Here is a 26,190-nt window from a genome sequence, read left to right on the forward strand (position 1 = left end):
AGATTCGCTTTAAACTTCGAAGACAGACCCTATATTGATTATGCTATACTCAATATAGGGTCTTTTTTATTTTGAAAGGCACAGCAAAATCCGAGGAACCATCATCATGAATGCCCAAGCTCTAGTTTTGACAGATAATGCTGCCAATAAGGTACGCCAACTCCGTGATAGTGAAGGGAATGACGATCTCATGTTACGTGTATATGTAACAGGTGGTGGATGTTCAGGGTTTTCGTATGGCTTCAATTTTGCTGAAAGCGTAAATGAAGATGACGCAGAATTCGTAAATGGCGATGTAAAAATGCTGGTTGACTCACTTAGCTACCAATACCTTATTGGTTCAGTAGTTGACTATGTAGAAGGTCTTGAAGGTTCGCGTTTTATCGTACAAAACCCGAATGCAACAACAACATGTGGTTGTGGCTCTTCATTCTCGATTTAAAAGAATTTTAAAATTTAAAAAAACCTCTCTATTTTGAGAGGTTTTTTATTGCCTATATCCTTACTCTTCACGCACAGATTCTAAAAAATATTGTACGAGTTCTGGTGCATTTTGATATGGAATCCAATGCGATGCATCCATAAAAACTGCGTCATAACTATTTTTAAAATAATGTGAGTTTAGCTCCGCACTTTTTTCTGTAACGGCAATATCATGCTTACCCCAAATAAACAACGTTGGAACATCTATGGCTTTAAGTGGATTCCGAGTTTTATCCCAGAAAAATCCTCGATACCAATTTAACGCCGTGGTTAATCTATTTTCTTTTATAAATTCAGTTTCGAATATTTCAATTTGTTGTTCAGTCATGCCTGATGACTTTAGAAACTTACGGCCTAATTTCGGTATCTTTTTAAATAAAAGTTCGGGCAGAATCGGTAGCTGAAAAATTGCAAAATAATAAGATTTAAAAAGTTGTCTACTGCTTAAACAAGCTTTTAAAAATGCGGCTTGATGAGGTACAGAAACTAAAGTGAGATGTTGAATATATTGTGGATACTTCATGGCTACACTAGACGCAATTACAGAACCCCAGTCGTGCCCAATTAAATAAACTGGTTGACCAATCTGCTTAATAAAGCTTGCCACATCTTCTACAAGTTCACTCAGAGAATACTGAAATCGGCTTTGAGGCCTAGCATTTAAGCTATAACCACGTTGATGAATCGCAAGCGTTCTAAATCCATGCTGATGCAATAGTTCAGAAGTTTGCTCCCAACTATGGGCAGTTTCTGGAAAACCATGCAATAAAACAACGAGCGGACCATCTAGAGGGCCTGAATCAATCACATCGAATGTCCAAGCCCCACGAGTGTATTGATGAATACGGTTGGTCAAATCCATAACAACATGCCTTAAATTATTTTTGTCGGCATTTATCATGAGTTTTTATGTCCATTTACATAACAGCATTTCGGGTCAGTAAATGTGCTATGAGGTCGAATCTGACCAATCAAATCAATTAATAGTTTTATACCGCCGTGATCGTACCTAGAATTCTAAAATTAGAAGCACCTGTTACCGCTGGCAAATTACCACTTAAACCATTTACAAAACGCATAGCTAACCATGCAAATGCGGTAGCCTCCACCCAAGTAGGGGAGAGCCCTAAAACATCTGTAGGTTGAACAGACCAATTATGTTTACGTAAACGCCAACGTAATTGCTCTAACAAATAAGAGTTATAAGCACCACCACCACATACATATACTTCACCTGTTTCCATCTCAGAGCGATAAATCGCTTTTTGAATGGCACGCACAGTAAGCTTTAATAAAGTGGCTTGGATATTTTCAGGTGTATCTTCTAACTCATCATAAGTTAAATCATTTCGCCAATCGATTAACTGATCATCTAACCAGTCAATATTGAAGTCTTCACGTCCTGTGCTCTTAGGTGGTTCTTTAGAAAAATACTCATGTGCATGAAGACGGTCGAGTAAAGAACGAATAGGATGACCATAAGCGGCCCAATCGCCATTTTCATCATATGGATGACCCGTATGGCGATGACACCATGCATCCATCAAAATATTCGCAGGTCCCGTATCAAAACCAAATACGCCGTCAGGATTATTGGCAGGCAACATACTTACATTGGCAATGCCACCTAAATTCAAAATCACACGATGAATGCTTGGATGTTGAAATAATGCCTGATGAAAAGCTGGTACTAATGGCGCACCTTGACCACCTGCTGCCATATCTCTACGACGGAAATCTGAAACAACTGGAATCTGAGTAATTTCAGTAATGATGTTTGGATCGCCAATTTGTAACGTAAAGCCATGCTCTGGACGATGACGAATAGTTTGCCCATGTGAACCAATCGCTTTAATCTGACTACGGTCTAATTGGTGCTTTTCAATTAAGCTATTAATCCCGTGACCAATCATTTTGGCTAGAGCAACATCAGCTTTACCCATACGGTCAATTTCATTGTCATCGGGTAAAGTTAATGCCATAAGCTCATCACGTAACTCGGGTTCGAATGGAACTGTAAGAGTGGCATGAAGCTGTAGTGGCTCAAATGAAGCCGCAACAATATCTACACCATCCATACTAGTGCCAGTCATTACGCCGATATAGATTGCGCTCATATGCAACTTCCCCTGCAAGACGCTGAAAAAATGTTAGTATATCGCACAAATTGAATAACTGATGTGTTTAGGTTTTGTGATGTCAAATTTCTTGCCCGCCGAAGAACAGCTTGCCCTCATCCAACGAGGCACGCACGAAATTATTTCAGAAGAAGATTTACTGAAAAAGCTTAAAGAGAATCGTCCTCTTAAAATTAAAGCTGGTTTTGACCCTACAGCACCAGATTTACATTTAGGACATACGGTTCTTATTAATAAACTAAAAACGTTCCAAGACTTGGGCCATGAAGTTACCTTCTTAATTGGTGACTATACAGCGATGATCGGTGACCCAACTGGTAAAAGTGCAACTCGTCCGCCGTTGTCACGTGAACAAGTAGAAGCTAACGCTAAAACTTATCAAGAACAAGTTTTCAAGATATTAGACCCAAATAAAACAAAGGTACGTTTTAACTCAGAATGGTTTAATCAAAAGTCTGCTGCTGACCTTATTCAATTAGCAAGCCAGCAAACTGTATCTCGTATGTTAGAACGTGATGACTTTACTAAGCGTTATAGCAACCATCAGCCGATTGCAATTCATGAGTTTTTATATCCTCTAGTTCAAGGTTATGACTCAATTGCACTTGAAGCTGACGTTGAGTTAGGCGGAACAGACCAGACCTTTAACTTACTTATGGGTCGTACCTTACAAAGCCGTTATGGCCAAGAATCACAAGTATGTATCACTGTGCCGATTCTAGAAGGTTTAGATGGCGTAAATAAAATGTCTAAATCTTTAGGTAACTATATTGGTGTATTTGATACACCAGGGGCAATGTACCAGAAAGTTTTATCAATGCCAGACTCTTTAATCGAACGCTATTTCGATTTATTAAGCTTCAAATCTCTTGATGAAATCAAAGCTTTATTAGATGAAATTGCTGCTGGTCGTAATCCGCAGGAAGTAAAACGTATCCTTGCGCTTGAGCTAGTTGAACGCTTCCATGATGCAGAAGCTGCTGCTAATGCCCATAAGAGTGCTGGTAACCGTATTACAGAAGGTGAAGTACCTGAAGACACACCAGAAGTGACTATTTCACTTGGTGAGTTTGGAGGAGAAATCTTTATTGCTACGATTTTACGTGTAGCTGGATTAAATCCGAATGCTGCGGCTGCAAAAGATGCCGTAGCTCGTGGTGCAGTAAAAGTTGACTGGAATGCTGTTGATGCTGGTTTCTCTGTAAAAGAAAACGGTACTTTCATTATTCAGTCAGGTAAAAAAGCAATTGCACGTGTAACGTTTACTGACTAAGAATGTTCTGTAGTGATAAAAAGCAGGAGTAATCCTGCTTTTTTTATTTAAGAATCAAAAAAACAATTCAACGTTCCACGTGGAACTTACTAAACATAATTAATAATAAAAGAAGTAATTTAAAAACAAGAAGAAATATAGAGTATTTACTCTATTCTTTCTTTGGAATCTTTGGAATCTTTGGAATCTTTGGAATCTTTGGAATCTTTGGAATCTTTGGAATCTTTGGAATCTTTGGAATCTTTGGAATCTTTGGAATCTTTGGAATCTTTGGAATCTTTGGAATCTTTGGAACCGAAAATGCTATATATGTCTATGAGCTCTATAAAAAGACATCAAAAATCTAAGGTAAACTGTATTTTTCCAAAATAGAAATTAATAAAAGTGGTGAAAATGCCTAAAAAAAAGCCATATATATCACTTTTTTCGCAAAATAGCAGAAAAAAACGGCACTCAATAGAAAAAGGCTGAAATACCCCTTGCAACTGGTTCTTAATCCTCTATAATGCACATCCATCGGCGGTGATGCAGATAGAAACTTGTTGAAAAACAGTTACTTGTGATTAAGTTGGTTGCTTTAAGTGATGAATTTGATGATAAGTTGGTTTGGAAAATAAGTTTTAAAAAATATCAAAATTACCTGTTGACTTTTAAGAGATTAAGAGTAATATAGCCGACCTAGCTTGCTGGTGACGAACCAGGAAGAAGATCATTAAGAGAATTGAAGAACAACTTGTGTGGATTTTTACTGATTGATTAATCGAAATAATTTTCATTGATTGATTGGTTTAAATTACTCGAAGTTTATTTGAGCGAAATTTAAGTCAGTAATTGATGAGCCAGAATTGGCACCTTGTCTTTAAATAAGGTGCAAAATGATTTTAACTGAAGAGTTTGATCATGGCTCAGATTGAACGCTGGCGGCAGGCTTAACACATGCAAGTCGAGCGGAGAGAGGTAGCTTGCTACTGATCTTAGCGGCGGACGGGTGAGTAATGCTTAGGAATCTGCCTATTAGTGGGGGACAACATCTCGAAAGGGATGCTAATACCGCATACGTCCTACGGGAGAAAGCAGGGGATCTTCGGACCTTGCGCTAATAGATGAGCCTAAGTCGGATTAGCTAGTTGGTGGGGTAAAGGCCTACCAAGGCGACGATCTGTAGCGGGTCTGAGAGGATGATCCGCCACACTGGGACTGAGACACGGCCCAGACTCCTACGGGAGGCAGCAGTGGGGAATATTGGACAATGGGGGGAACCCTGATCCAGCCATGCCGCGTGTGTGAAGAAGGCCTTATGGTTGTAAAGCACTTTAAGCGAGGAGGAGGCTACTTTAGTTAATACCTAGAGATAGTGGACGTTACTCGCAGAATAAGCACCGGCTAACTCTGTGCCAGCAGCCGCGGTAATACAGAGGGTGCAAGCGTTAATCGGATTTACTGGGCGTAAAGCGCGCGTAGGCGGCTAATTAAGTCAAATGTGAAATCCCCGAGCTTAACTTGGGAATTGCATTCGATACTGGTTAGCTAGAGTGTGGGAGAGGATGGTAGAATTCCAGGTGTAGCGGTGAAATGCGTAGAGATCTGGAGGAATACCGATGGCGAAGGCAGCCATCTGGCCTAACACTGACGCTGAGGTGCGAAAGCATGGGGAGCAAACAGGATTAGATACCCTGGTAGTCCATGCCGTAAACGATGTCTACTAGCCGTTGGGGCCTTTGAGGCTTTAGTGGCGCAGCTAACGCGATAAGTAGACCGCCTGGGGAGTACGGTCGCAAGACTAAAACTCAAATGAATTGACGGGGGCCCGCACAAGCGGTGGAGCATGTGGTTTAATTCGATGCAACGCGAAGAACCTTACCTGGCCTTGACATAGTAAGAACTTTCCAGAGATGGATTGGTGCCTTCGGGAACTTACATACAGGTGCTGCATGGCTGTCGTCAGCTCGTGTCGTGAGATGTTGGGTTAAGTCCCGCAACGAGCGCAACCCTTTTCCTTATTTGCCAGCGAGTAATGTCGGGAACTTTAAGGATACTGCCAGTGACAAACTGGAGGAAGGCGGGGACGACGTCAAGTCATCATGGCCCTTACGGCCAGGGCTACACACGTGCTACAATGGTCGGTACAAAGGGTTGCTACACAGCGATGTGATGCTAATCTCAAAAAGCCGATCGTAGTCCGGATTGGAGTCTGCAACTCGACTCCATGAAGTCGGAATCGCTAGTAATCGCGGATCAGAATGCCGCGGTGAATACGTTCCCGGGCCTTGTACACACCGCCCGTCACACCATGGGAGTTTGTTGCACCAGAAGTAGCTAGCCTAACTGCAAAGAGGGCGGTTACCACGGTGTGGCCGATGACTGGGGTGAAGTCGTAACAAGGTAGCCGTAGGGGAACCTGCGGCTGGATCACCTCCTTAACGAAAGATTGACGATTGGTAAGAATCCACAACAAGTTGTTCTTCATAGATGTATCTGAGGGTCTGTAGCTCAGTTGGTTAGAGCACACGCTTGATAAGCGTGGGGTCACAAGTTCAAGTCTTGTCAGACCCACCATGACTTTGACTGGTTGAAGTTATAGATAAAAGATACATAACTGATGATGTAAGCTGGGGACTTAGCTTAGTTGGTAGAGCGCCTGCTTTGCACGCAGGAGGTCAGGAGTTCGACTCTCCTAGTCTCCACCAGAACTTAAGAGAAGTTCGGATTACAGAAATTAGTAAATAGAGATTTCGGTCTTAGTTTATTAACTTCTGTGATTTAAGTATCACGGTATTAAGCATGACCTGACGAAGGCGTGTTTATTCATTAACAGATTGGCAAAATTGAGTCTGAAATAAATTGTTCACTCAAGAGTTTAGATTAAGCAATTAATCTGAATGAATTGAGAACTAGCAAATTAACTGAATCAAGCGTTTTGGTATATGAATTTAGATTGAAGCTGTACAGTGTTTAAGTGCACAGTACTCTAAACTGAAATGTTGAAGTTACTAACTTGTAGGTAACATCGACTGTTTGGGGTTGTATAGTCAAGTAATTAAGTGCATGTGGTGGATGCCTTGGCAGTCAGAGGCGATGAAAGACGTGATAGCCTGCGAAAAGCTCCGGGGAGGCGGCAAATATCCTGTGATCCGGAGATTTCTGAATGGGGGAACCCACCTACTTTAAGGTAGGTATTGCAACATGAATACATAGTGTTGCAAAGCGAACGAGGGGAAGTGAAACATCTCAGTACCCTTAGGAAAAGAAATCAATTGAGATTCCCTCAGTAGCGGCGAGCGAACGGGGATCAGCCCATTAAGTTATGTGTGTTTTAGTGGAACGCTCTGGGAAGTGCGAACGTAGAGGGTGATATTCCCGTACACGAAAGGGCACACATAATGATGACGAGTAGGGCGAGGCACGTGAAACCTTGTCTGAATATGGGGGGACCATCCTCCAAGGCTAAATACTCCTGACTGACCGATAGTGAACCAGTACCGTGAGGGAAAGGCGAAAAGAACCCCTGTGAGGGGAGTGAAATAGATCCTGAAACCGCATGCATACAAGCAGTGGGAGCCGACTTGTTCGGTGACTGCGTACCTTTTGTATAATGGGTCAGCGACTTATATTCAGTAGCGAGGTTAACCGTATAGGGGAGCCGTAGAGAAATCGAGTCTTAATAGGGCGTTTAGTTGCTGGGTATAGACCCGAAACCAGGCGATCTATCCATGAGCAGGTTGAAGGTTGGGTAACACTAACTGGAGGACCGAACCCACTGTCGTTGAAAAGCCAGGGGATGACTTGTGGATAGGGGTGAAAGGCTAATCAAGCCTGGTGATAGCTGGTTCTCCCCGAAAGCTATTTAGGTAGCGCCTCGGACGAATACCATAGGGGGTAGAGCACTGTTTCGGCTAGGGGGTCATCCCGACTTACCAAACCGATGCAAACTCCGAATACCTATGAGTACTATCCGGGAGACAGACTGCGGGTGCTAACGTCCGTAGTCAAGAGGAAAACAATCCAGACCGCCAGCTAAGGCCCCAAAATCATAGTTAAGTGGGAAACGATGTGGGAAGGCATAGACAGCTAGGAGGTTGGCTTAGAAGCAGCCACCCTTTAAAGAAAGCGTAATAGCTCACTAGTCGAGTCGGCCTGCGCGGAAGATGTAACGGGGCTAAAACTATGTGCCGAAGCTGCGGATTTGACATTAGTCAAGTGGTAGGGGAGCGTTCTGTAAGCCGATGAAGGTGTATTGAGAAGTATGCTGGAGGTATCAGAAGTGCGAATGCTGACGTGAGTAACGACAAAACGGGTGAAAAACCCGTTCGCCGAAAGACCAAGGGTTCCAGTCCAACGTTAATCGGGGCTGGGTGAGTCGACCCCTAAGGCGAGGCCGAAAGGCGTAGTCGATGGGAAATTGGTTAATATTCCAATACTTCTGTGTAATGCGATGAGAGGACGGAGAAGGTTAAGTCAGCCTGGCGTTGGTTGTCCAGGTGGAAGGATGTAGGTATGTATCTTAGGCAAATCCGGGGTACTCTATACTGAGATCCGATAGCAAGCTGTACTTGTACAGTGAAGTGGCTGATACCATGCTTCCAGGAAAAGTCTCTAAGCTTCAGTTACACAGGAATCGTACCCGAAACCGACACAGGTGGTCAGGTCGAGTAGACCAAGGCGCTTGAGAGAACTCTGCTGAAGGAACTAGGCAAAATGGTACCGTAACTTCGGGAGAAGGTACGCTGTTGTTGGTGATGGAACTTGCTTCCTGAGCTGATGACAGCCGCAGAAACCAGGCCGCTGCAACTGTTTATTAAAAACATAGCACTCTGCAAACACGAAAGTGGACGTATAGGGTGTGATGCCTGCCCGGTGCTGGAAGGTTAATTGATGGGGTTAGCGTAAGCGAAGCTCTTGATCGAAGCCCCAGTAAACGGCGGCCGTAACTATAACGGTCCTAAGGTAGCGAAATTCCTTGTCGGGTAAGTTCCGACCTGCACGAATGGCATAATGATGGCGGCGCTGTCTCCAGCAGAGGCTCAGTGAAATCGAAATCGCTGTGAAGATGCAGTGTACCCGCGGCTAGACGGAAAGACCCCGTGAACCTTTACTGCAGCTTGACACTGAACTTTGACCTTACTTGTGTAGGATAGGTGGGAGGCTTTGAAGTTGGAACGCTAGTTCCAATGGAGCCGTCCTTGAAATACCACCCTGGTAATGTTGAGGTTCTAACTCTGTCCCGTTATCCGGGACGAGGACCGTGTCTGGTGGGTAGTTTGACTGGGGCGGTCTCCTCCTAAAGAGTAACGGAGGAGTACGAAGGTGCGCTCAGCGTGGTCGGAAATCACGCGTAGAGTATAAAGGCAAAAGCGCGCTTAACTGCGAGACCCACAAGTCGAGCAGGTACGAAAGTAGGTCTTAGTGATCCGGTGGTTCTGTATGGAAGGGCCATCGCTCAACGGATAAAAGGTACTCTGGGGATAACAGGCTGATACCGCCCAAGAGTTCATATCGACGGCGGTGTTTGGCACCTCGATGTCGGCTCATCTCATCCTGGGGCTGAAGCAGGTCCCAAGGGTATGGCTGTTCGCCATTTAAAGAGGTACGCGAGCTGGGTTTAGAACGTCGTGAGACAGTTCGGTCCCTATCTACCGTGGGCGCTGGAAATTTGAGAGGATCTGCTCCTAGTACGAGAGGACCAGAGTGGACGAACCTCTGGTGTACCGGTTGTGACGCCAGTCGCATCGCCGGGTAGCTATGTTCGGAAGGGATAACCGCTGAAAGCATCTAAGCGGGAAGCCTACCTCAAGATAAGATTTCCCTAGGAATTTATTCCTCTAAAGAGCCGTTCGAGACTAGGACGTTGATAGGTTGGATGTGGAAGCATAGTGATATGTGAAGCTGACCAATACTAATTGCTCGTGAGGCTTGACTATACAACACCCAAGCAGTTGTATATAAAGCATCAATCGATTCATAAATCGACAAACAAACTTGATTTAGTTATTCCTCTAGATAAAATGAACAACTAAAGTCAGATTCAATCAGCCCAATCTGTAAAGATTTGGAAAACGCTTCGGCAATCAATAAGACCAAAGCAAGTATCCATAAACAGTTGTGCTGGCGACCATAGCAAGAGTGAACCACCTGATCCCTTCCCGAACTCAGAAGTGAAACCTCTTAGCGCTGATGGTAGTGTGGGGTTACCCATGTGAGAGTAAGTCATCGCCAGCTCATTATTCCAAACACCCCGGTCTCGAAAGAAACCGGGGTGTTGCTTTATGCGTGGAATAAATATAAAACTCTGAATAAAGTAGACAATAAAAGCAGATATATTAATTCTAAGAAAGAGTTCTGTTATAAATAATAAGAAAATTAATCTTTTAAGTAAGCATAATAAGGGAAGTGAATCGATGATAATTTATGGTGATGTAGGTTCTGGTAACTGTTATAAAATTAAATTATTACTTTCCTTATTAAAAATTAATCATACATGGATCCATGTTGATATTTTAAACAAAGAAACTCAAACAGATGATTTTTTGTCGTTAAATCCGAATGGAAAAATACCTGTATTAGTGCTGGATGATGGTCGTGTTTTGAGTGAATCCAATGCTATTTTAGGTTATGTGGCTGAAGGAACAAAATTTATTCCTACAGATCCTTTTATTAAAGCAAAAATGTACCAATGGATGTTCTTTGAGCAATATAGCCATGAACCGTTTATTGCAGTTGCTCGTTTTATTAATAAATATTTAGGTTTACCACCAGAAAGAATAGATGAATATCATAATTTACAACCAAAAGGGCATAAAGCGTTATCAATTATAGATAAAGCTTTAGTAGAGTATGATTATCTTGTTGGAAATCAATTAACCATTGCGGATATCGCCTTATATGCATATACACATGTCGCTGACGAAGGCGGCTTTGATTTAAAGTTATATCCAAATATTCGAGCATGGTGTCAAAGAATTCGAGAACATTTAGGTTATGTAGATATGATTTAAATAAAAAAGAACTCATATAGAGTTCTTTTTTATATCTGAAAGTCTGATTTAAAAATGTGCTTCTAAACCTACATAAGGACCTTTAAACTCAAATTTTAGGTCATTATTATCATAATCATCTAAGTCAATATTGAGTACGCGGTAGCCAGCTTTCAAGCCTAAATCAACTGCTAAATTATCGATGAATTTATACTTTACCTCTGCTAATGCATCAGTAATTTTTGCATCATTAAAGTTTGTATAGGTTGCTTCGCCTTTAGCACTTAAACCTGTGAATGGAAGTTTTACTTCGCCTGACAAATAAGCGATAGGATATGTTTTATCAATATCCACACGTTTGCCAGTATAAGCAGTGATATCACCATTTAATATAGTTGCCCCAAGACCAGCATCTACACTCACAATATTATCGAGTAACTCGTAGTAAAGAATAAAATCGCTATGATCTAAATTAATTTTATAGTTAACTTGGCCTAAGGTTTCTGACTTAGTCTCGGTATCTAGATTTACATAGCGAATTTTTGCATTTGGAATAAATGGAATTGGGTGCTCAAAAGCTAATGATAGTTGAGCACTACTTTTTCGATCTAAATCTTGGTCATCTGGTAATTGTGAAGACATGTTTGCTTTACCATCGTAAAACCAGTAACTCACGTCTCCTTTAACCCCTATAAAATCCGCTTGAGCAAATCCGCTAAGACTCATCCCGAGTGCTAGAAAAGACATTTTTAATATCTTCATCATCATATCCTAAGTAAAAGAAATCTTTGAGGGCATGATATAGATATCTGGGTAGTTATGCATTGATGAAAAATAGTGTATAAAAAGCTAATAAAGTTTTAATTTTTTAAAATATTATATGTTTTTGATTTTTATATAAAAATATGTATTTTGTTGTGGAAATTATTTTATAGAACTTAGTATAAATTTTGTGAAAACAGAAAATGATGTTTTGCTCATTATTATGAGAAAAATTAGTTGATATATCCACTTTGTGAAATCTAAAAGAATTTAAATGGTAGAAAATATCATTGTATATAGCAGCACAATAATATGCTTTAAAATACTAATATCAGTTAAAAAATGATCAGACTAAATCAAAATTTCTAAAAAAACGTAAAATTTCAGATGGAAATTACAGTAAAAAGAAATAAAAACAGGTATTGTTCAGCTATATAGGGGCAAAAAATGGACAAAAATCTTTAAGGAAGAATTTTCTATTTTTGCTTGTTTGTTTAGGGAAGAAAAATACTCAAAAGGTTCATTTTATTTTCTACAAACACAAAAGTATTTTTTGGTTCTTTTTTTGCATGCGGAATAACAATCAACAATAGCAGTAAAAATAAGTAATCTCTTAACATTAGGTGTTCTATGACAGATTCTCGTGAAAACTGGACGTCACGATCTGGTTTTATTATTGCAGCCGTTGGTTCGGCTGTAGGCTTAGGTAATATTTGGCGCTTTCCATACGTTGCATATGAAAATGGTGGTGGTGCGTTTCTTATTCCTTACTTACTTGCACTCATTACTGCTGGTTTACCGTTACTATTTTTAGATTATGCGGTAGGTCATCGTAGTACAGGTTCACCTCCTAAAGCCTATAGAGCTTTGTTTAAGGGTGGAGAAACTTTAGGATGGTGGCAGGTTTGTGTTTGTATCATCATCGGTTTGTACTACGCAAGTGTACTGACTTGGGCTGGCAGTTATATTTATTTCTCTATTGGTCAAATGTGGGGAAGTGACCCAGAAGGCTTCTTCTTCAATACTTACTTACAGACCTCAAAAGCAACAGGCTTTGATTTGCAGTTTGTAAGTCATCTATTTTGGCCAATTGTAGGAATTTGGGCGCTGACTTTAATCATTTTATATGGTGGAGTGAAAAAAGGTGTTGAATTATCGAATAAGATTTTCATGCCTTTATTATTTGTTTTATTTACTATTTTAGTGATTCAGTCATTGCGTTTACCTGGTGCGGCACAAGGTTTAAATGCATTCTTTACTCCAAACTGGTCTGCCATGATGGACTATAAAGTTTGGTTAGCTGCTTACGGTCATACCTTCTTTTCACTTTCTGTTGGTTTCGGGATCATGGTGACCTATGCATCTTATTTAAAACCAAAAACCAATTTAACAGGTTCTGGTCTTATTGTTGGTTTCGCCAATGCATCGACAGAGATTTTAGCGGGTATTGGTATTTTTGCTGCGCTTGGTTTTATGGCGCATGCGGCAGGTACTGAAGTTAAAGATGTTGTGAGTGGTGGTATTGGACTCGCATTTATTGCTTTCCCTAAAATTATTTCAAGTTTAGGTTCTGGTGCTGACCTATTTGGTCTTTTGTTCTTCTCTTCATTATTTGTAGCTGGTATTTCTTCAATGGTTAGTATTTTGGAAGTGCCGATTGCAGCGATGCAAGATAAGTTAAAGTGGGGACGTAAGAAAGCTGTAACCATTATTGGTGGTGGTAGTGCGCTTGTATCAATTATTTTATTCTCAAGTGTAAATGCAATTAAGCTTGTTGATATTGTCGATCACTTTATTAATAACATTGGGATTATTGGTGGTGCATTGATCTCAATTATTAGTGTAGCTTGGTTTAAACGTTCAGCACTTAAAGAGCTTCGTGACCATGTAAACCGAATTTCAACCATTCAATTAGGTAAAGGTTGGGACTTCACTTTAACAGTTATCACCTCTTTGATCTTATTAACAACACTTTCTATGACTGTTTTTAATTTGATCAAAAATGGCTATGATACTTATAGTATGAGCTTACAAGGTATATTCGGCTGGGGCAGTGTAATTTTCTGTGCAGTCGTTGCTATCGTGTTAAGCAAAATGAAAGATCGCTAGGAGGATAAAGGAATGAATACTTCGGCAATCGTGATGATGATCATTTCAATGGTGTTTGTGTGGGGTGGGCTGGCTTTATCCATCTTACATTTATCTAAGCATCCTGAAGAGTTAGATGAAGTTTTAGAAGAAGTAAAAGACCAGCACACACTTTGATATTGGTCTAGAAAAAAAGCAGGCTTTTAAGCCTGCTTTTTTTATGCGATTTTTTGGATTTTACAATAATAAAATCCATCACCAGATTGAGCTTGTGGCAACAATTGTTTGCCATGAGTTTGTTCAACTCCCCAAGCTGCTTCGATTTTCACTTCTTTTGCATCGGTATGTTCTGCAAAGAAGTCGATCATCTGTTGTTCATTTTCAGCTTTTAAAATTGAACAAGTGATGTAGAGCAATGTGCCACCAACTTTAAGTTGTTGCCACATGTGTTCCAAAATCTGCTTTTGTAGCTCAATGGTTTGCGCTATATCGGTAGATTGACGTAATAGGCGTATGTCAGGGTGACGTCGAATGACACCTGTCGCAGAACAAGGTGCATCAAGCACGATACAATCTACTGGTTCAGTCGGAGTCCACTCGGTTGCATCGGCAGCCAGAATTTCAGTATGGCTTTGATCTAGTGCTAGTCGGTTTAAGTTTTCAGTCACGCGGACTAAACGACTCGCGTCCTGATCAATCGCGATTAACTGTGCTGGTTTAAATTTTTCTAGCAAGTGAGCTGTTTTACCACCCGGAGCAGCACAAGCATCAATCACTGTTTTATTGTTTAAATCAGGCAATAGAGTTGCACATAGCTGTGCATGTTCATCTTGTACAGAAAACCATCCATCTTCAAAACCAGGCAGCTGGGTAATTTGTACAGATTGCTCAAGAACAATACCTGCTTCAGATAGAGCACATGCACGTACCTGAATATCTAGACTTTGTAGTTTTGCTAAATAAGCATCTCGACCAATGTGTCGCTGGTTCACTCGTAAAGTTAAAGGTGCAACTTGTTTTAATGATTGGCAGAGTGCTTCGGTTTGTTCACCCCAATCTTTTTTTAGTCGCTTAAAGAGCCAACTTGGTAAGCCATGCGCTTGCTGTAAACCTTGCTGAAAATCATCAGTTTCACGAGTAGCTCGGCGTAAAATAGCATTTACAATGCCACTGAGTGCAGGGAATCCAAGTTGTTTGGTCGCATCTACTGTTTCCGAAATGGCAGCATGTGCTGCAATACGCGTACATAAAACTTGATAAAGACCAACGTATAGGCAGGTTTCTACTGTCTCATTATTTAAAGGCTTACTGAGTAGAGGTAAGCTAATTGATTTAAGGGCAAACCATTGACGCAATGTACCTAATACAAGCTCATGGAATAAAGCACGGTCACGCTCTGCCACTTGATTGAGCTGTGTATTTAAAATACTAGCAAGTGATTGCCCTTGCTGAACTTTTAATAACGTCTGGACGACTTGAGCACGTAGGTTAAAACGTGATGAATTTGAATTAACCTGACTCATGGCAAAATCTGTCCTACGTGAAGTTTTTGAGTTTGTGCAATTTGCTGAGCATTTAATGCTTTACCACCCGGCCACTGTACACTCGTCAAACAAACAAATGTATTTTCACCGCAAGCAACATGCACGCCTTGTTTATCAATTGCAATAATTTCACCAGCTTGGGCATCTGCTTTGCTTTGACTAGAAACTGTTGAGTTCCAGACACGCAGTGCATTGTTTTCATCAAGCTGAACAAAAGCGACTGGCCAAGGGTTAAATGCACGGATATTTCGGTCAATTTGAACAGCATCTATTGACCAATCAATACGAGCTTCTGACTTTACGAGTTTATGAGCGTAGACCGTTAAGCTTTCGTCTTGGACTTCGCGTTCTGCCAAATATTTTTGTAGTGTTTCTTCTGACTCAAGTACCGCACAAATTGCTGTTGCACCTTGATCTGCAAGTTTGTCATGCAAAGTCGCAGAAGTATCTTCGGCAGTGATTGGGCAATAGGTTTTATACATCATATCGCCTGTATCTAAACCAGCAGCCATTTGCATGATGGTGATACCAGTTTCGTCGTCACCTGTTGCAATCGCGCGTTGAATGGGCGCTGCTCCACGCCAGCGTGGTAATAATGAACCGTGAATATTTAAGCAACCATATTTAGGTGTATCGAGCACAGCTTGTGGAAGAATCAAACCATAGGCTGCAACCACCATCACATCAGCGCCTAAAGCAGCAAGTTCTTGTTGAGCAGCCAAGCCTTCTTCAGTTGAAGCTTTGAAGTGGAGTGGTTGATAAACAGGAATATCATGTTCAAGTGCAAGCTGTTTTACAGGGGATGGCGTTAGTTTTTGTCCACGACCCGATTTACGATCTGGCTGAGTATAAACCGCGATAATTTCATGGGAAGTTTTTAATAAAGCCGCCAATGCTATTGCAGCAAATTCGGGGGTGCCAGCAAAAATAATTTTCACAAATGCAATCCAAAAAGAGTTTATGGGTAGTATACGTGAAAAACGTTTGAAGCCCTAAACTCATAGCGCTTGAGCGTTTTAGTTTTTAATAGTGAACAAAAAATTATTGAAAAAATTTTATTGATAAAAAAAGGTTATAAAAAAATAAAAAATTATTCATGTAAGTTTTGCTAAATATTGACTGAGTATTATCGTTATTGGCTTTCCCTATATTATTTGCTTCTATAGAATGGAGAATGATCAAATTATGATGATGAGTCAATATTCCGACTGATCTAACGCTATATCAGTATCATTCAGCCAGAGTGGAAGAAATTCCGCTCAAGCACAACTTGTTGGAAACACAAATGCCTGACTATCGTTCAAAAACATCGACACACGGAAGAAATATGGCTGGCGCACGTGGCTTATGGCGTGCAACAGGAATGAAAGATGAAGATTTCGGCAAACCGATTATTGCGGTGGTCAATTCATTTACTCAATTTGTTCCGGGCCATGTCCATCTAAAAGATCTAGGGCAGCTTGTCGCAGCAGAAATTCAGGCAGCAGGTGGTGTTGCTAAAGAGTTCAATACAATTGCAGTGGACGACGGTATCGCAATGGGGCATGACGGCATGCTTTATTCATTACCATCACGTGATTTGATTGCAGACTCAGTTGAATACATGGTGAATGCACACTGTGCAGATGCCATGGTGTGCATTTCTAACTGTGACAAAATTACACCAGGAATGTTGATGGCTGCGATGCGCCTAAATATTCCAGTAGTTTTTGTGTCTGGCGGCCCAATGGAAGCGGGTAAGGTTAAATTCCGCGGTAATGAAAAAGCGATTGACCTTGTAGATGCCATGGTTGTTGCGGCTGATGAAAGTTATACAGACGAAGAAGTTGCAGAATTTGAACGTTCAGCATGTCCAACCTGTGGTTCATGTTCAGGTATGTTTACTGCGAACTCAATGAATTGTTTAACCGAAGCTTTAGGCTTATCTTTACCGGGTAATGGTTCGATTGTTGCGACGCATGCAAACCGTAAAAAATTATTCTTAAAAGCAGGTCAGCTTATTGTTGAATTGGCTAAGCGCTATTACGAACAAGAAGATGCAAGTATTTTGCCTCGTTCAATTGCAACTAAGGCTGCATTTAAAAATGCGATGACCCTTGATATTGCAATGGGTGGTTCAACGAATACAGTTCTACATTTATTGGCTGCGGCAAGTGAAGCTGAAGTTGATTTTACCATGGATGACATCGACGAATTATCACGTCGAGTTCCTGTACTTTCAAAAGTAGCACCTGCAAAACAAGATGTTCATATGGAAGATGTTCACCGTGCGGGTGGCATTATGGCGATCTTAGGTGAGCTTGATCGTGCGAATTTACTTGATGTATCTGTACCGACTGTACATGAGAAAACTTTAAAAGATGCATTAGATAAGTGGGACATTATTCGTACTGAAGATGCAGATGTTTATGAGTTCTATCGTTCATCTCCAGGTGGCGTACCAACTCAAGTGGCATTCTCACAAAACCGTTACTACTCAACTTTAGATGGTGACCGTGAAAAAGGCGTGATTCGTAATGCAGAGCATGCATTCTCTAGAGATGGTGGTTTAGCAGTTCTATACGGCAACATCGCGCTTGATGGTTGTATCGTAAAAACTGCGGGCGTTGACGAATCTATTTTAAAATTCACAGGTACAGCACGCGTATTTGAAAGCCAAGATGCCGCTGTAGATGCAATTTTGGGCCATGACATTAAAGCTGGTGACGTTGTGGTGATTCGTTACGAAGGTCCACGTGGTGGTCCGGGTATGCAAGAAATGCTTTACCCAACCAGCTATCTTAAATCGAAAGGTTTAGGAAAAGACTGTGCATTGGTGACAGATGGTCGTTTCTCTGGTGGTTCATCAGGTCTTTCAATTGGACATGTTTCGCCGGAAGCTGCGGAAGGCGGTGCAATTGGGTTGGTTGAAGATGGTGATACCATTGAAATTGATATTCCAAACCGTACGATTCACTTGAACGTTGATGATGCGACTATGGCGCACCGCCGTACAGTTCAGGAAGCGAAAGGCTGGCATCCGAAAGAAGAACGTAAACGTAAAGTATCAAAAGCGTTAAAAGTTTATGCAATGCATACAACAAGTGCGGCAAAAGGAGCTGTACGCGTTCTATAAAATATTCAATTTTAATAATTGAATAGGAAACATGCACCCATTAACACGATGAATTGCTATCATGTTATGGGTGCATTTTTTATGTCTGGTAAAAAAAATCCGCTTGTAGAAAAAGGTGTTTTCAGATCATTCTATGGGTTTGCCATAAAATGGTGATAAAATTTTCACCTATGCAGAAACTCGCGAAATAACATGACATATTTTCTGCGCGAACTTAGGTAGTCATTTTTCTATCTCGACTACTGCTTAACCTTGCACTATGATCAAAATAACTTTTGATCTCGCTTAGGATTTATTTTTTAGAGGCACTACTCATGTCACTGCTACGCCGTTGGTTTGACCCTATCCGATCGAGCTGGTTTTACCAAAAGCCTTCTCGTCAAGCGGTGTTACCCACGGAAAATGGTTTAAGTATTTATTTACGACTTGATGATGTGTATAGCTATCTGGCTGTTCAGCAATTGTCTCAGCTAGATGAAATTTTAAGTGATGAGCTTAAACCTTTAAAAATTATTATTTCTCATACAGCTTCTGAACCTCCGAACAGCATGACGCATGAGGAGTGGCAGAATTATTGTTTAAATGATGCCAAGATTTTAGCAAATCAGCATCGTTTTGCTTTTGATGAGTTCCCAGAAATCCCAAGCCAAGAAGCTTTAAAACAAGCCACTGTCATACTAAAAAGAACTCCATTACAAGGTCAGAACTTCTTCCATTTACTTGAAGATATCTTTCACATGCTTTGGCAACAGCAATATGGAAAGTTACGTACTTTACATGCCATGGCGGTGAAGCATCAGATGCCACAGCACTTCCCAGAACGTATTTTTACAGATGAGCCTGTACAGGCAGCGTACTTTGAATTTGGTGGACGTAAATATCACGCAGTGGATGATTTATTACGTCTAACCCGTCGTTTAAAACAACAAAAGTTACTGACAGGTATTCCGATTTTTTTAATTAATCATATCGAATGGCGTGAACATTTGATTAATGATGCTGAAGCACTCAATGAAATTCAGGCTCTTCACCCTGAGCTTGATGTATTTATTGCTTTAGAAGATCCAATGAGCTGGTTACTTCTCGCATATATTAAAGAAGAACTCGCAGACTATTATGATATTCAGTTAAAAGTTTATCCGCTTAGTTATCAGGGCAGAGACTGGTTTGACTGGAGCTTGGCAACCCGTGTTTCTAAACGTACTGAGGTGGCTTTTACACCGTTTTGTCGTCCTACAGAAGAAAGTACGCTTGAGATGGCAAAGCTTTTTTATAGTGTGCCGGAAAGTCAGCAACTCGATGCAATTTTTACGATTTTGCAGGCAGTTTGGACGAAAGGAAAAGACCTATCTTTCCAGAGGCATTTTCAAGAGTTACAACAGCAACTCGGCATTGAGCATTTAACCGAACAGGATGTCCCTTCTCTCTTGGAACACAATGATGCACTTTGCAAAGACAAGCATCAGCCTGATCTGCCGGTTTTAGAGCTACGTATTGATGGTCAAAGCTATGTTTTTAATAGCTTGTACCGAGTTTGGATGATTGAAAGTATTTTTAGTAATGTTTTAGAAGAAAAATACAAGACGGCCTCAACTTCTAATTGAGGCCTACTCCTAAAAACAAGAATAGGGCAAAACCTGTTTTTTCCGTAGCATAACCATGTAGGGAATCGGAGATAAACAGTGACTTTTTTAGCAATTATTATGATGGTGTTTGCCTTTGCTGGCATGATCAAAGGCATGATTGGTCTAGGTTTGCCCGCAGTATCAATGGGTTTACTCACCATCGCAATGAGCCCTTTTCAGGCTGCATCTCTTTTGATTGTTCCTTCAATGGTCACCAATGTTTGGCAGCTTTTCGCTGAGGGGCATGTCTGGTCTTTTATTCGCCGTTTCTGGACTTTGCTTGTAGGCATTGTGGTGGGCTCAATATGGAGCTTTCTGCCCACTTTGAGCCAAAGTCATGGGCATAGTAGTGAGATTTTATTAGGAAGTATGTTGGCCTTATATGGCCTTTATGGATTGTGTGTCAAAAAGCTTCCAAACTTAGGGAAATATGAGCGCTGGTTATCGCCGATTATTGGATATATTGGTGGGGCAGTCACCGTAGCCACAGGCGTCATTATTATTCCTATCGTGCCTTACTTACAGTCTTTACATTTAAAACGTGACGAGCTGGTTCAGGCTTTGGGATTAACGTTTACGGTTTCTACCATTTGTCTTGCAGTCTTTTTACACCATAACCCGATGTCGGGAGTAACACTGGACTATCGTTTATCTTTAGCTGCGCTGTTGGCTGCGTTAGTTGGAATGTGGATCGGTAAAAAAATCCGTTATCGATTAAATGAGCAGTTATTTCGCCGTATCTTTTTTATAGGGTTGGTGTCGTTAGGGCTTTATATGATTTTGCACTGAGCCAAATTTCTAAGGGCGATGCTCTAATAGAAAATCTGCAAATTGCTTATAACTGCTAGGCAGTTGGCTGAAATTTTGTGTTGCCAAAAGTAGTTTTCGGTTTGCCCATGCGCCGAGTAATTGGATGGAGTGGAAATCATAGTCCGATTGCAAGCGCTGTGCCGCACGGGCAGGCATAATTGCAATTCCAACGCCTTTGGCAACGACTTCAGCAATTGCGCTAAAGTTAGGTAAGCGCAAACGATACTGTATATTAAAGCCTAATAATTTAGCTTGAGTTTCAATGGACTGTTGCAAAGAGTGATGGGATTTAAGGCCAATAAAACCATAGCTTAAAGCCTCTACTAAATTCAACTGTTGATATTGAGCTAACTCATGCGTAGCAGGACAAATCAAAACGAGAGGATCACTCGCAAATTCCTTAGTTTGCAAATGTCGGGTATCGAAAAAGCTTGAGACCAAGCCAAGGCTCGCAATTCCTTGGGTTAATGCATCTACAATTTCTGAGCTTTCTGCTTCGTGCAAATCGATATTCATTTCAGGATGAAGCACTAAATATTGTGGTAATAAAGGAGGCAAATATTCGCTTTGAGCTGAAGAGTTACACCAAAGCGTTAATGGCTCTATTGTAGAAGACTTAAAGCGCTGCATTTCTTGTTCGAGTTGATCTTTTTGAGCTAAAAGCTGACGAGCATGTTCTACAAAAGCATGTCCCGCTGTGGTGAGCTCTACGCCTGTAGTTTGGCGAATAAATAAAGGTGTTTCAAAATACTGTTCGAGTTTTTTTATACGCTCACTCGCTGCTTGAAGAGAAATAGCAGAGCGGTCAGCACCTTTGGTGAGGCTACCTGTAGAGACAATATGAAGAACCAGCTGTAAATCAAAAAAATCAAAACGCATGATAGGAACGTATTGAAGCGCAAAAAATCATCATACTAAATCGGAATGAAAAAAGGCAGCTTACGCTGCCTTTTTGAATTTAAGTTTTATCTTTTAAACTAAACAACCAATTTAGAATAATGGCGGCAAATGTTGCGGTACCAATACCACCTAAATTGAAATTACCGAACAATAATTCAAAGTTACCAGCACCTAAAATAATCGTCACAGAAGCAACAATCAGATTTTTATTATTAGAAAAATCAACTTTGTTTTCGATCCAAATTTTTGCACCGGCAATGGTAATTAGACCAAATACGACAATAGATGCACCTGTTAAAACTGCGCTTGGAATGGTACTAATTACCGCGCCAAATTTTGGAGATAGACCTAAGAAAATGGCGAAGACACCCGCAATCACAAAAACAATGGTTGAGTACACACGAGTGACTGCCATCACACCAATGTTTTCACCATAAGTGGTCATCCCCGGCGCGCCGACACTACCAGAAAGCGTTGTAGCCAAACCATCTGCAACAAATGCTTTGCCTAATTGCGGTGTTAGGTTTTCGCCAGTCATTGCACCAACAGCTTTAATATGGCCTAAGTTCTCTGCTACTAAAATAAGTGCAACTGGCGCAATAATTAGCATAGCTTTAGTATCAAAAGTAGGATGTGAAAAGCTTGGAATACCGAACCATGCAGCCTGTGAGATCTGGCTAAAATCGATTGGTTTACCTAAACCCAAACCATTGGTCGTGATGGCATAAATTGCATAAGCCAAGATTAAACCAATTAATAGAAGTAGACGTTGTAGTAGGCCACGTGTAAAGACTGCAATACTGCCCATACAAAGTACAGTAATTAATGCCATCCACATTTCAAATGGTTGGCCTGCAACACCTTTAATGGTAACAGGTGCAAGGTTTAAACCAATAATCATCACAATTGCGCCAGTCACTACAGGCGGCATGAGTTTTTCAATCCAGCGCGTACCCGTAAGCATGACAATAAAACCGATGAGTGCGTAAAAGATACCGCACGCTACGATTCCACCTAAAGCCATAGACAGATTTGGATTGGCGCCCGAACCTGTAATGTGCCCAGTCGCTGCTGCAACCACACCAATAAAGGCAAAACTTGATCCTAAGTAACTTGGAACACGACCACCTGTAATTAAGAAAAACAGGATGGTACAGATACCGGACATTAAAATAGCAAGGTTAGGATTAAAACCCATGAGTAGCGGCGCTAAAACAGTAGCTCCAAACATGGCAAATGCATGTTGGATACCTAAAACGGCACTTTGAACTGGTGGGAGATATTCATTGGTAGAGACCGGTCGATGGTCAACATCACCTTGGTAAGGCTGCCATTTTGGAAACCAGTTGGACATAAAATAAGCTCATTATTCTTTAATTGGTGCAATCATACCCTTTCTTGGGAAAGCATTTAATCTCTAGAGAGAAGTATATGGGAGAAAAGTAATTATTTTTTAACGATTGGTATAATCTTAATAATTCTAAATATAAGGAATTAGTTATTTTTTTATAATAAAGCTTAATTTTATGATTTTATAAAATTTTTTAAAAAAATAAAAAAATCGGGGAAAATTTATGAAAAATGAGGAACTTTGCAAGTAAAAGGCAGCACATCGGTGATGTGCTGCTTTGTCAAACGATTGGTAAAAAAGCTTAACCCGTATTGCGTAAACCAGCAGCAATACCCGCAATACTGACCATCAGTGCATGGTCAACAGGGGTATTCTCTGCCTGACGCTCCGCTAGGTAATCGCGGCGGCGTTTCATGAGTTCAGCCTGTAGAAGATGCAAAGGAAGTAAGTATGGTTTACGAACCTGCATAGATTGATCAAGAACATCATTATTGCTAAGAAGTTTTGACTCATCTTTTAGAGTTAATAAAGTTTGTACAGCATCTTTTAGTCGTTGGCGTAACTGGTTGCCGAGTACTTTTAAATCTTCATCTTGGGTTAAATGAGATTCGTAGTAGAGTGCAATGTTGGCATCGGCTTTAGACAATACCATTTCCAACATATCAATGAGCGTTTGGAAATAAGGCCATTGCTGAAGCATTTCATCAAGCGTTGCTTTTTGCTGGTCGGCAATCACTTCATTAATTGCTGCGCCAGTACCTAACCATGCAGGCAACATCAAACGAATTTGAGTCCATGCAAATACCCATGGGATGGCTCGTAAAGACTCGATGCCGCCACTCACTTTACGTTTTGCTGGACGCGAGCCTAGAGGCAACATTTGTAATTCAAGCTCAGGCGTGACAGTACGTAAATACTTCACAAAATGTGGATTTTCACGAACTGTTTGACGATAAACCTTCACAGAATGATCTGTCATGCGGTTCATAAGTTCACGCCATTCTGTTTTAGGCTCTGGTGGTGGCAACAATGTCGCTTCAAGTGTTGCTGCGGTATAGATTTCAAGGTTTTGCATTGCAATACCTTCTAGACCGAATTTGAAGCGGATCATTTCACCTTGTTCTGTTACACGAATTGCGCCAGAGATTGAACCTGGTGGCTGTGAGAACAGTGCCTGTTGGGTTGGGGCACCACCACGGCTAATTGAGCCGCCACGACCGTGAAATAGAGTCAACTGTACGCCGTGTGTACGAGCAATTGCAGTCAGTTCTTCTTGAGCACGATATTGCGCCCAGTTGGCAGACATGAAGCCAGCATCTTTTGCTGAGTCGGAGTAACCGATCATGACTTCGTGTTTGCCCTGAATGTGCTGCTTATACCAGTGCATATTGAACAGCGTATTCATGGTAGTTGCAGCGCCATCTAAATCTTTTAGAGTTTCAAACAGAGGCACCACACGTAAAGGGTGCTGAATACCTGCTTCTTTTTGCAATAACAATACAGCTAAAACATCACTTGGATATTCAGCCATCGAAATAATATAAGCCCCTAATGATTCAGGAGGTTGGTCTGCCAAAGTACGCATGGTTGCAAATACTTCTTGGACATCTGGGTGGCCAATTAAACTCCCTTCAGGTTCATTAATATATTTCGGTAAAAGCGGGCGTTTGCTTTGTAATTCCTGAATCAGGAAGTTTTGGCGCGCTTGCTCAGTCCATGACTCAAAATTGCCTAAACCTAAATACTCAGTAATGGCTGAAATGGCTTGGCGATGACGACCTGATTCTTGGCGAATATCAAGTTTAAGTAATTCAATACCAAAACAGTTCACGCGGTAGATAAAGTCGAGAAGTTGACCATTCGCAATTTCAGGAAGGTTACTGTCAATTAAAGAGCGATAGCACAGCAATAAAGGTTGTAACAGCTCATCTTTGCTTTTAATGACATTACTGTCATCTGCTTCTAAACCTTGTAGACGCTGCGCTAACCAGTGACGAGTTGCTTTTAAGCGTTCACGTGTAGCACGTAAATACTCACGATAAGGTTCTGCATGTTGGCTACCAATCGCTTGAATCATTTCTTCGGAACACGTCTGAATTGAAAGTTCCCAACGTAAATTTTCAATATCTCTCAGGTAAAGGTCAGCAGCTTGCCAGCGTGATAACCACAGCACTTCTTGAGTGATTTGATGAGTAACGTTCGGGTTACCATCACGGTCTCCACCCATCCAAGAAGCAAAGCGCACTGGCGCAATATTGAGTGGTAAGTTTTGTTGGCAATTGTCTTGAACTAATTCATTTAATTCACGAATGAATTTAGGTACAGCATTCCAAAGTGTTTGCTCAATGGTTGCAAAGCCCCATTTTGCCTCATCGACAGGAGTCGGGCGGTGCTGACGAATTTCATCTGTCTGCCAAGCCGAACTAATTTGCTGTTTTAAGTTCGCAAGTGCGTTTTGACGTTCACGTGGAGTAAGCTTTTGCTGATCAAGCTGTGAAAGACAAGCGTTGATATCGTCATATTTTTGAATGAGGGTACGACGGCTGACTTCGGTTGGATGCGCCGTAAGTACCAGTTCAATATTTAAATCACAAATTTGCTGAAATAGTTTTTCTGTCGAAATACTTTTATCTTTGAATTTTTGAAATAAGTGAACAAGTGGATTTGGAGAATTAGTCTCCGAATCAAATTCTGCCTGTCTGCGGCTACGCACGACATGGTATTGCTCGGCAATATTGGCAAAATTGAGGAAGTGAGAAAAAGCGCGGGTGAGAGGTAATAGCTCTTCATCGGGCAGTTCTAAAAATAATTGTTCTAATTGCTTTTCGGCTTCAGCTTGACCATCACGTGCACCTTTGGCAAGCGCACGGATTTGCTCGATCTGATTAAACAGTTCCTGTCCTGCATGTTGTTTTAGGGTTTCACCTAACAAATTGCCAAGTAAGCGGACATCCTCACGCAGTGGCGCATCGATTTGCTGAACCATGCTATTTTTCTCCTGTTCTTATTCTTATCGAATATAGCGCGATTAACAAACATTCCAAGCTTTGAGCGTAAGAAAATGTGAATTTTTGCTTAAAAAATAACATTTAATTCGCTTATAGCGACTTAAAAGATGACATGCACTCAG

16 protein-coding genes, 2 tRNA genes and 3 rRNA genes are annotated in these 26,190 nt (G+C 41.1%); 13 read left to right on the plus strand and 8 right to left on the minus strand.

Features of this window, described 5'->3' with window-relative positions; all coding sequences use genetic code 11:
• The first annotated feature begins 106 nt into the window (after positions 1–106).
• Positions 107–442, plus strand: a complete 336-nt coding sequence (gene erpA, locus I8T81_RS00055) for an iron-sulfur cluster insertion protein ErpA (RefSeq protein WP_002115421.1) — start codon at positions 107–109, stop codon at positions 440–442.
• Between the two features lie 60 nt (positions 443–502).
• On the opposite strand, the gene I8T81_RS00060 is transcribed toward erpA, so the two are convergent.
• Positions 503–1,345 carry an alpha/beta fold hydrolase gene (locus I8T81_RS00060; RefSeq protein WP_198071855.1) on the minus strand — a complete coding sequence of 281 codons (843 nt, stop codon included), beginning with the start codon at positions 1,343–1,345 and terminating at the stop codon, positions 503–505.
• A gap of 127 nt (positions 1,346–1,472) precedes the next feature.
• Positions 1,473–2,600 (minus strand): anhydro-N-acetylmuramic acid kinase, encoded by a 1,128-nt coding sequence (locus I8T81_RS00065; protein WP_004698186.1) that lies wholly within the window; start codon positions 2,598–2,600, stop codon positions 1,473–1,475.
• A 61-nt stretch (positions 2,601–2,661) separates the two neighbouring features.
• On the opposite strand from I8T81_RS00065, the gene tyrS reads away from it, so the two are divergent.
• The 7 genes from tyrS (at position 2,662) to I8T81_RS00100 (ending at position 10,886) form a co-directional block, all read left to right on the plus strand.
• Positions 2,662–3,894, plus strand: coding sequence for a tyrosine--tRNA ligase (gene tyrS, locus I8T81_RS00070; RefSeq protein ID WP_151760938.1), 1,233 nt, complete (start codon positions 2,662–2,664; stop codon positions 3,892–3,894).
• Between the two features lie 882 nt (positions 3,895–4,776).
• Positions 4,777–6,314: ribosomal RNA gene (locus I8T81_RS00075) — 16S ribosomal RNA — on the plus strand.
• 59 nt (positions 6,315–6,373) lie between these two features.
• Positions 6,374–6,450 (plus strand) — tRNA-Ile (locus I8T81_RS00080).
• A 55-nt stretch (positions 6,451–6,505) separates the two neighbouring features.
• Positions 6,506–6,581 (plus strand) — tRNA-Ala (locus I8T81_RS00085).
• Positions 6,582–6,921: 340 nt separating this feature from the next.
• A 23S ribosomal RNA gene (locus tag I8T81_RS00090) occupies positions 6,922–9,812 on the plus strand.
• 183 nt (positions 9,813–9,995) lie between these two features.
• A 5S ribosomal RNA gene (rrf, locus tag I8T81_RS00095) occupies positions 9,996–10,110 on the plus strand.
• The 16S, 23S and 5S rRNA genes sit together here with 2 tRNA genes alongside, the layout of an rRNA operon.
• Before the next feature lie 179 nt (positions 10,111–10,289).
• Positions 10,290–10,886: a glutathione S-transferase family protein gene (locus I8T81_RS00100; RefSeq protein ID WP_019458627.1), complete on the plus strand. Its 597-nt coding sequence runs from the start codon at positions 10,290–10,292 to the stop codon at positions 10,884–10,886.
• A 48-nt stretch (positions 10,887–10,934) separates the two neighbouring features.
• On the opposite strand, the gene I8T81_RS00105 is transcribed toward I8T81_RS00100, so the two are convergent.
• Positions 10,935–11,627, minus strand: coding sequence for a TIGR04219 family outer membrane beta-barrel protein (locus I8T81_RS00105; RefSeq protein WP_198071856.1), 693 nt, complete (start codon positions 11,625–11,627; stop codon positions 10,935–10,937).
• 630 nt (positions 11,628–12,257) lie between these two features.
• Between I8T81_RS00105 and I8T81_RS00110 the strand changes: the two genes are divergently transcribed.
• Complete coding sequence (locus I8T81_RS00110) at positions 12,258–13,736, plus strand: sodium-dependent transporter (RefSeq protein WP_004704674.1); 1,479 nt, start codon at positions 12,258–12,260, stop codon at positions 13,734–13,736.
• Between the two features lie 12 nt (positions 13,737–13,748).
• The gene (locus I8T81_RS00115; RefSeq protein WP_004704675.1) at positions 13,749–13,892 is read left to right on the plus strand and encodes a methionine/alanine import family NSS transporter small subunit; all 144 of its coding nucleotides are present in this window, start codon (positions 13,749–13,751) and stop codon (positions 13,890–13,892) included.
• Between the two features lie 41 nt (positions 13,893–13,933).
• Here the strand turns inward: I8T81_RS00115 and rsmB are convergent, their stop codons facing one another.
• Both rsmB and fmt read right to left on the minus strand, forming a co-directional pair.
• Positions 13,934–15,238 (minus strand): 16S rRNA (cytosine(967)-C(5))-methyltransferase RsmB, encoded by a 1,305-nt coding sequence (gene rsmB, locus I8T81_RS00120; protein ID WP_198071857.1) that lies wholly within the window; start codon positions 15,236–15,238, stop codon positions 13,934–13,936.
• Positions 15,235–16,197, minus strand: a complete 963-nt coding sequence (fmt, locus tag I8T81_RS00125; RefSeq protein WP_198071858.1) for a methionyl-tRNA formyltransferase — start codon at positions 16,195–16,197, stop codon at positions 15,235–15,237. Before fmt ends, rsmB begins: the two co-directional genes overlap by 4 nt.
• A 347-nt stretch (positions 16,198–16,544) precedes the next feature.
• Between fmt and ilvD the strand changes: the two genes are divergently transcribed.
• The 3 genes from ilvD (at position 16,545) to I8T81_RS00140 (ending at position 20,788) form a co-directional block, all read left to right on the plus strand.
• Positions 16,545–18,374 carry a dihydroxy-acid dehydratase gene (ilvD, locus tag I8T81_RS00130; protein WP_198071859.1) on the plus strand — a complete coding sequence of 610 codons (1,830 nt, stop codon included), beginning with the start codon at positions 16,545–16,547 and terminating at the stop codon, positions 18,372–18,374.
• A 314-nt stretch (positions 18,375–18,688) separates the two neighbouring features.
• Positions 18,689–19,978: a hypothetical protein gene (locus I8T81_RS00135; RefSeq protein ID WP_151750261.1), complete on the plus strand. Its 1,290-nt coding sequence runs from the start codon at positions 18,689–18,691 to the stop codon at positions 19,976–19,978.
• 78 nt (positions 19,979–20,056) lie between these two features.
• The gene (locus I8T81_RS00140) at positions 20,057–20,788 is read left to right on the plus strand and encodes a sulfite exporter TauE/SafE family protein (RefSeq protein WP_198071860.1); all 732 of its coding nucleotides are present in this window, start codon (positions 20,057–20,059) and stop codon (positions 20,786–20,788) included.
• A 9-nt stretch (positions 20,789–20,797) separates the two neighbouring features.
• On the opposite strand, the gene I8T81_RS00145 is transcribed toward I8T81_RS00140, so the two are convergent.
• The 3 genes from I8T81_RS00145 to ppc form a co-directional block, all read right to left on the minus strand.
• Positions 20,798–21,688, minus strand: coding sequence for a LysR family transcriptional regulator (locus I8T81_RS00145; protein WP_198071861.1), 891 nt, complete (start codon positions 21,686–21,688; stop codon positions 20,798–20,800).
• A gap of 79 nt (positions 21,689–21,767) precedes the next feature.
• Positions 21,768–23,063 carry a solute carrier family 23 protein gene (locus I8T81_RS00150; RefSeq protein WP_077163779.1) on the minus strand — a complete coding sequence of 432 codons (1,296 nt, stop codon included), beginning with the start codon at positions 23,061–23,063 and terminating at the stop codon, positions 21,768–21,770.
• 298 nt (positions 23,064–23,361) lie between these two features.
• A complete protein-coding gene (gene ppc, locus I8T81_RS00155) occupies positions 23,362–26,046 on the minus strand; it encodes a phosphoenolpyruvate carboxylase (RefSeq protein ID WP_198071862.1) in 2,685 nt (894 codons plus the stop codon).
• Positions 26,047–26,190: the final 144 nt, after the last annotated feature.

Source organism: Acinetobacter seifertii, from assembly GCF_016064815.1.
Classification (GTDB): Bacteria; Pseudomonadota; Gammaproteobacteria; order Pseudomonadales; family Moraxellaceae; genus Acinetobacter; species Acinetobacter seifertii.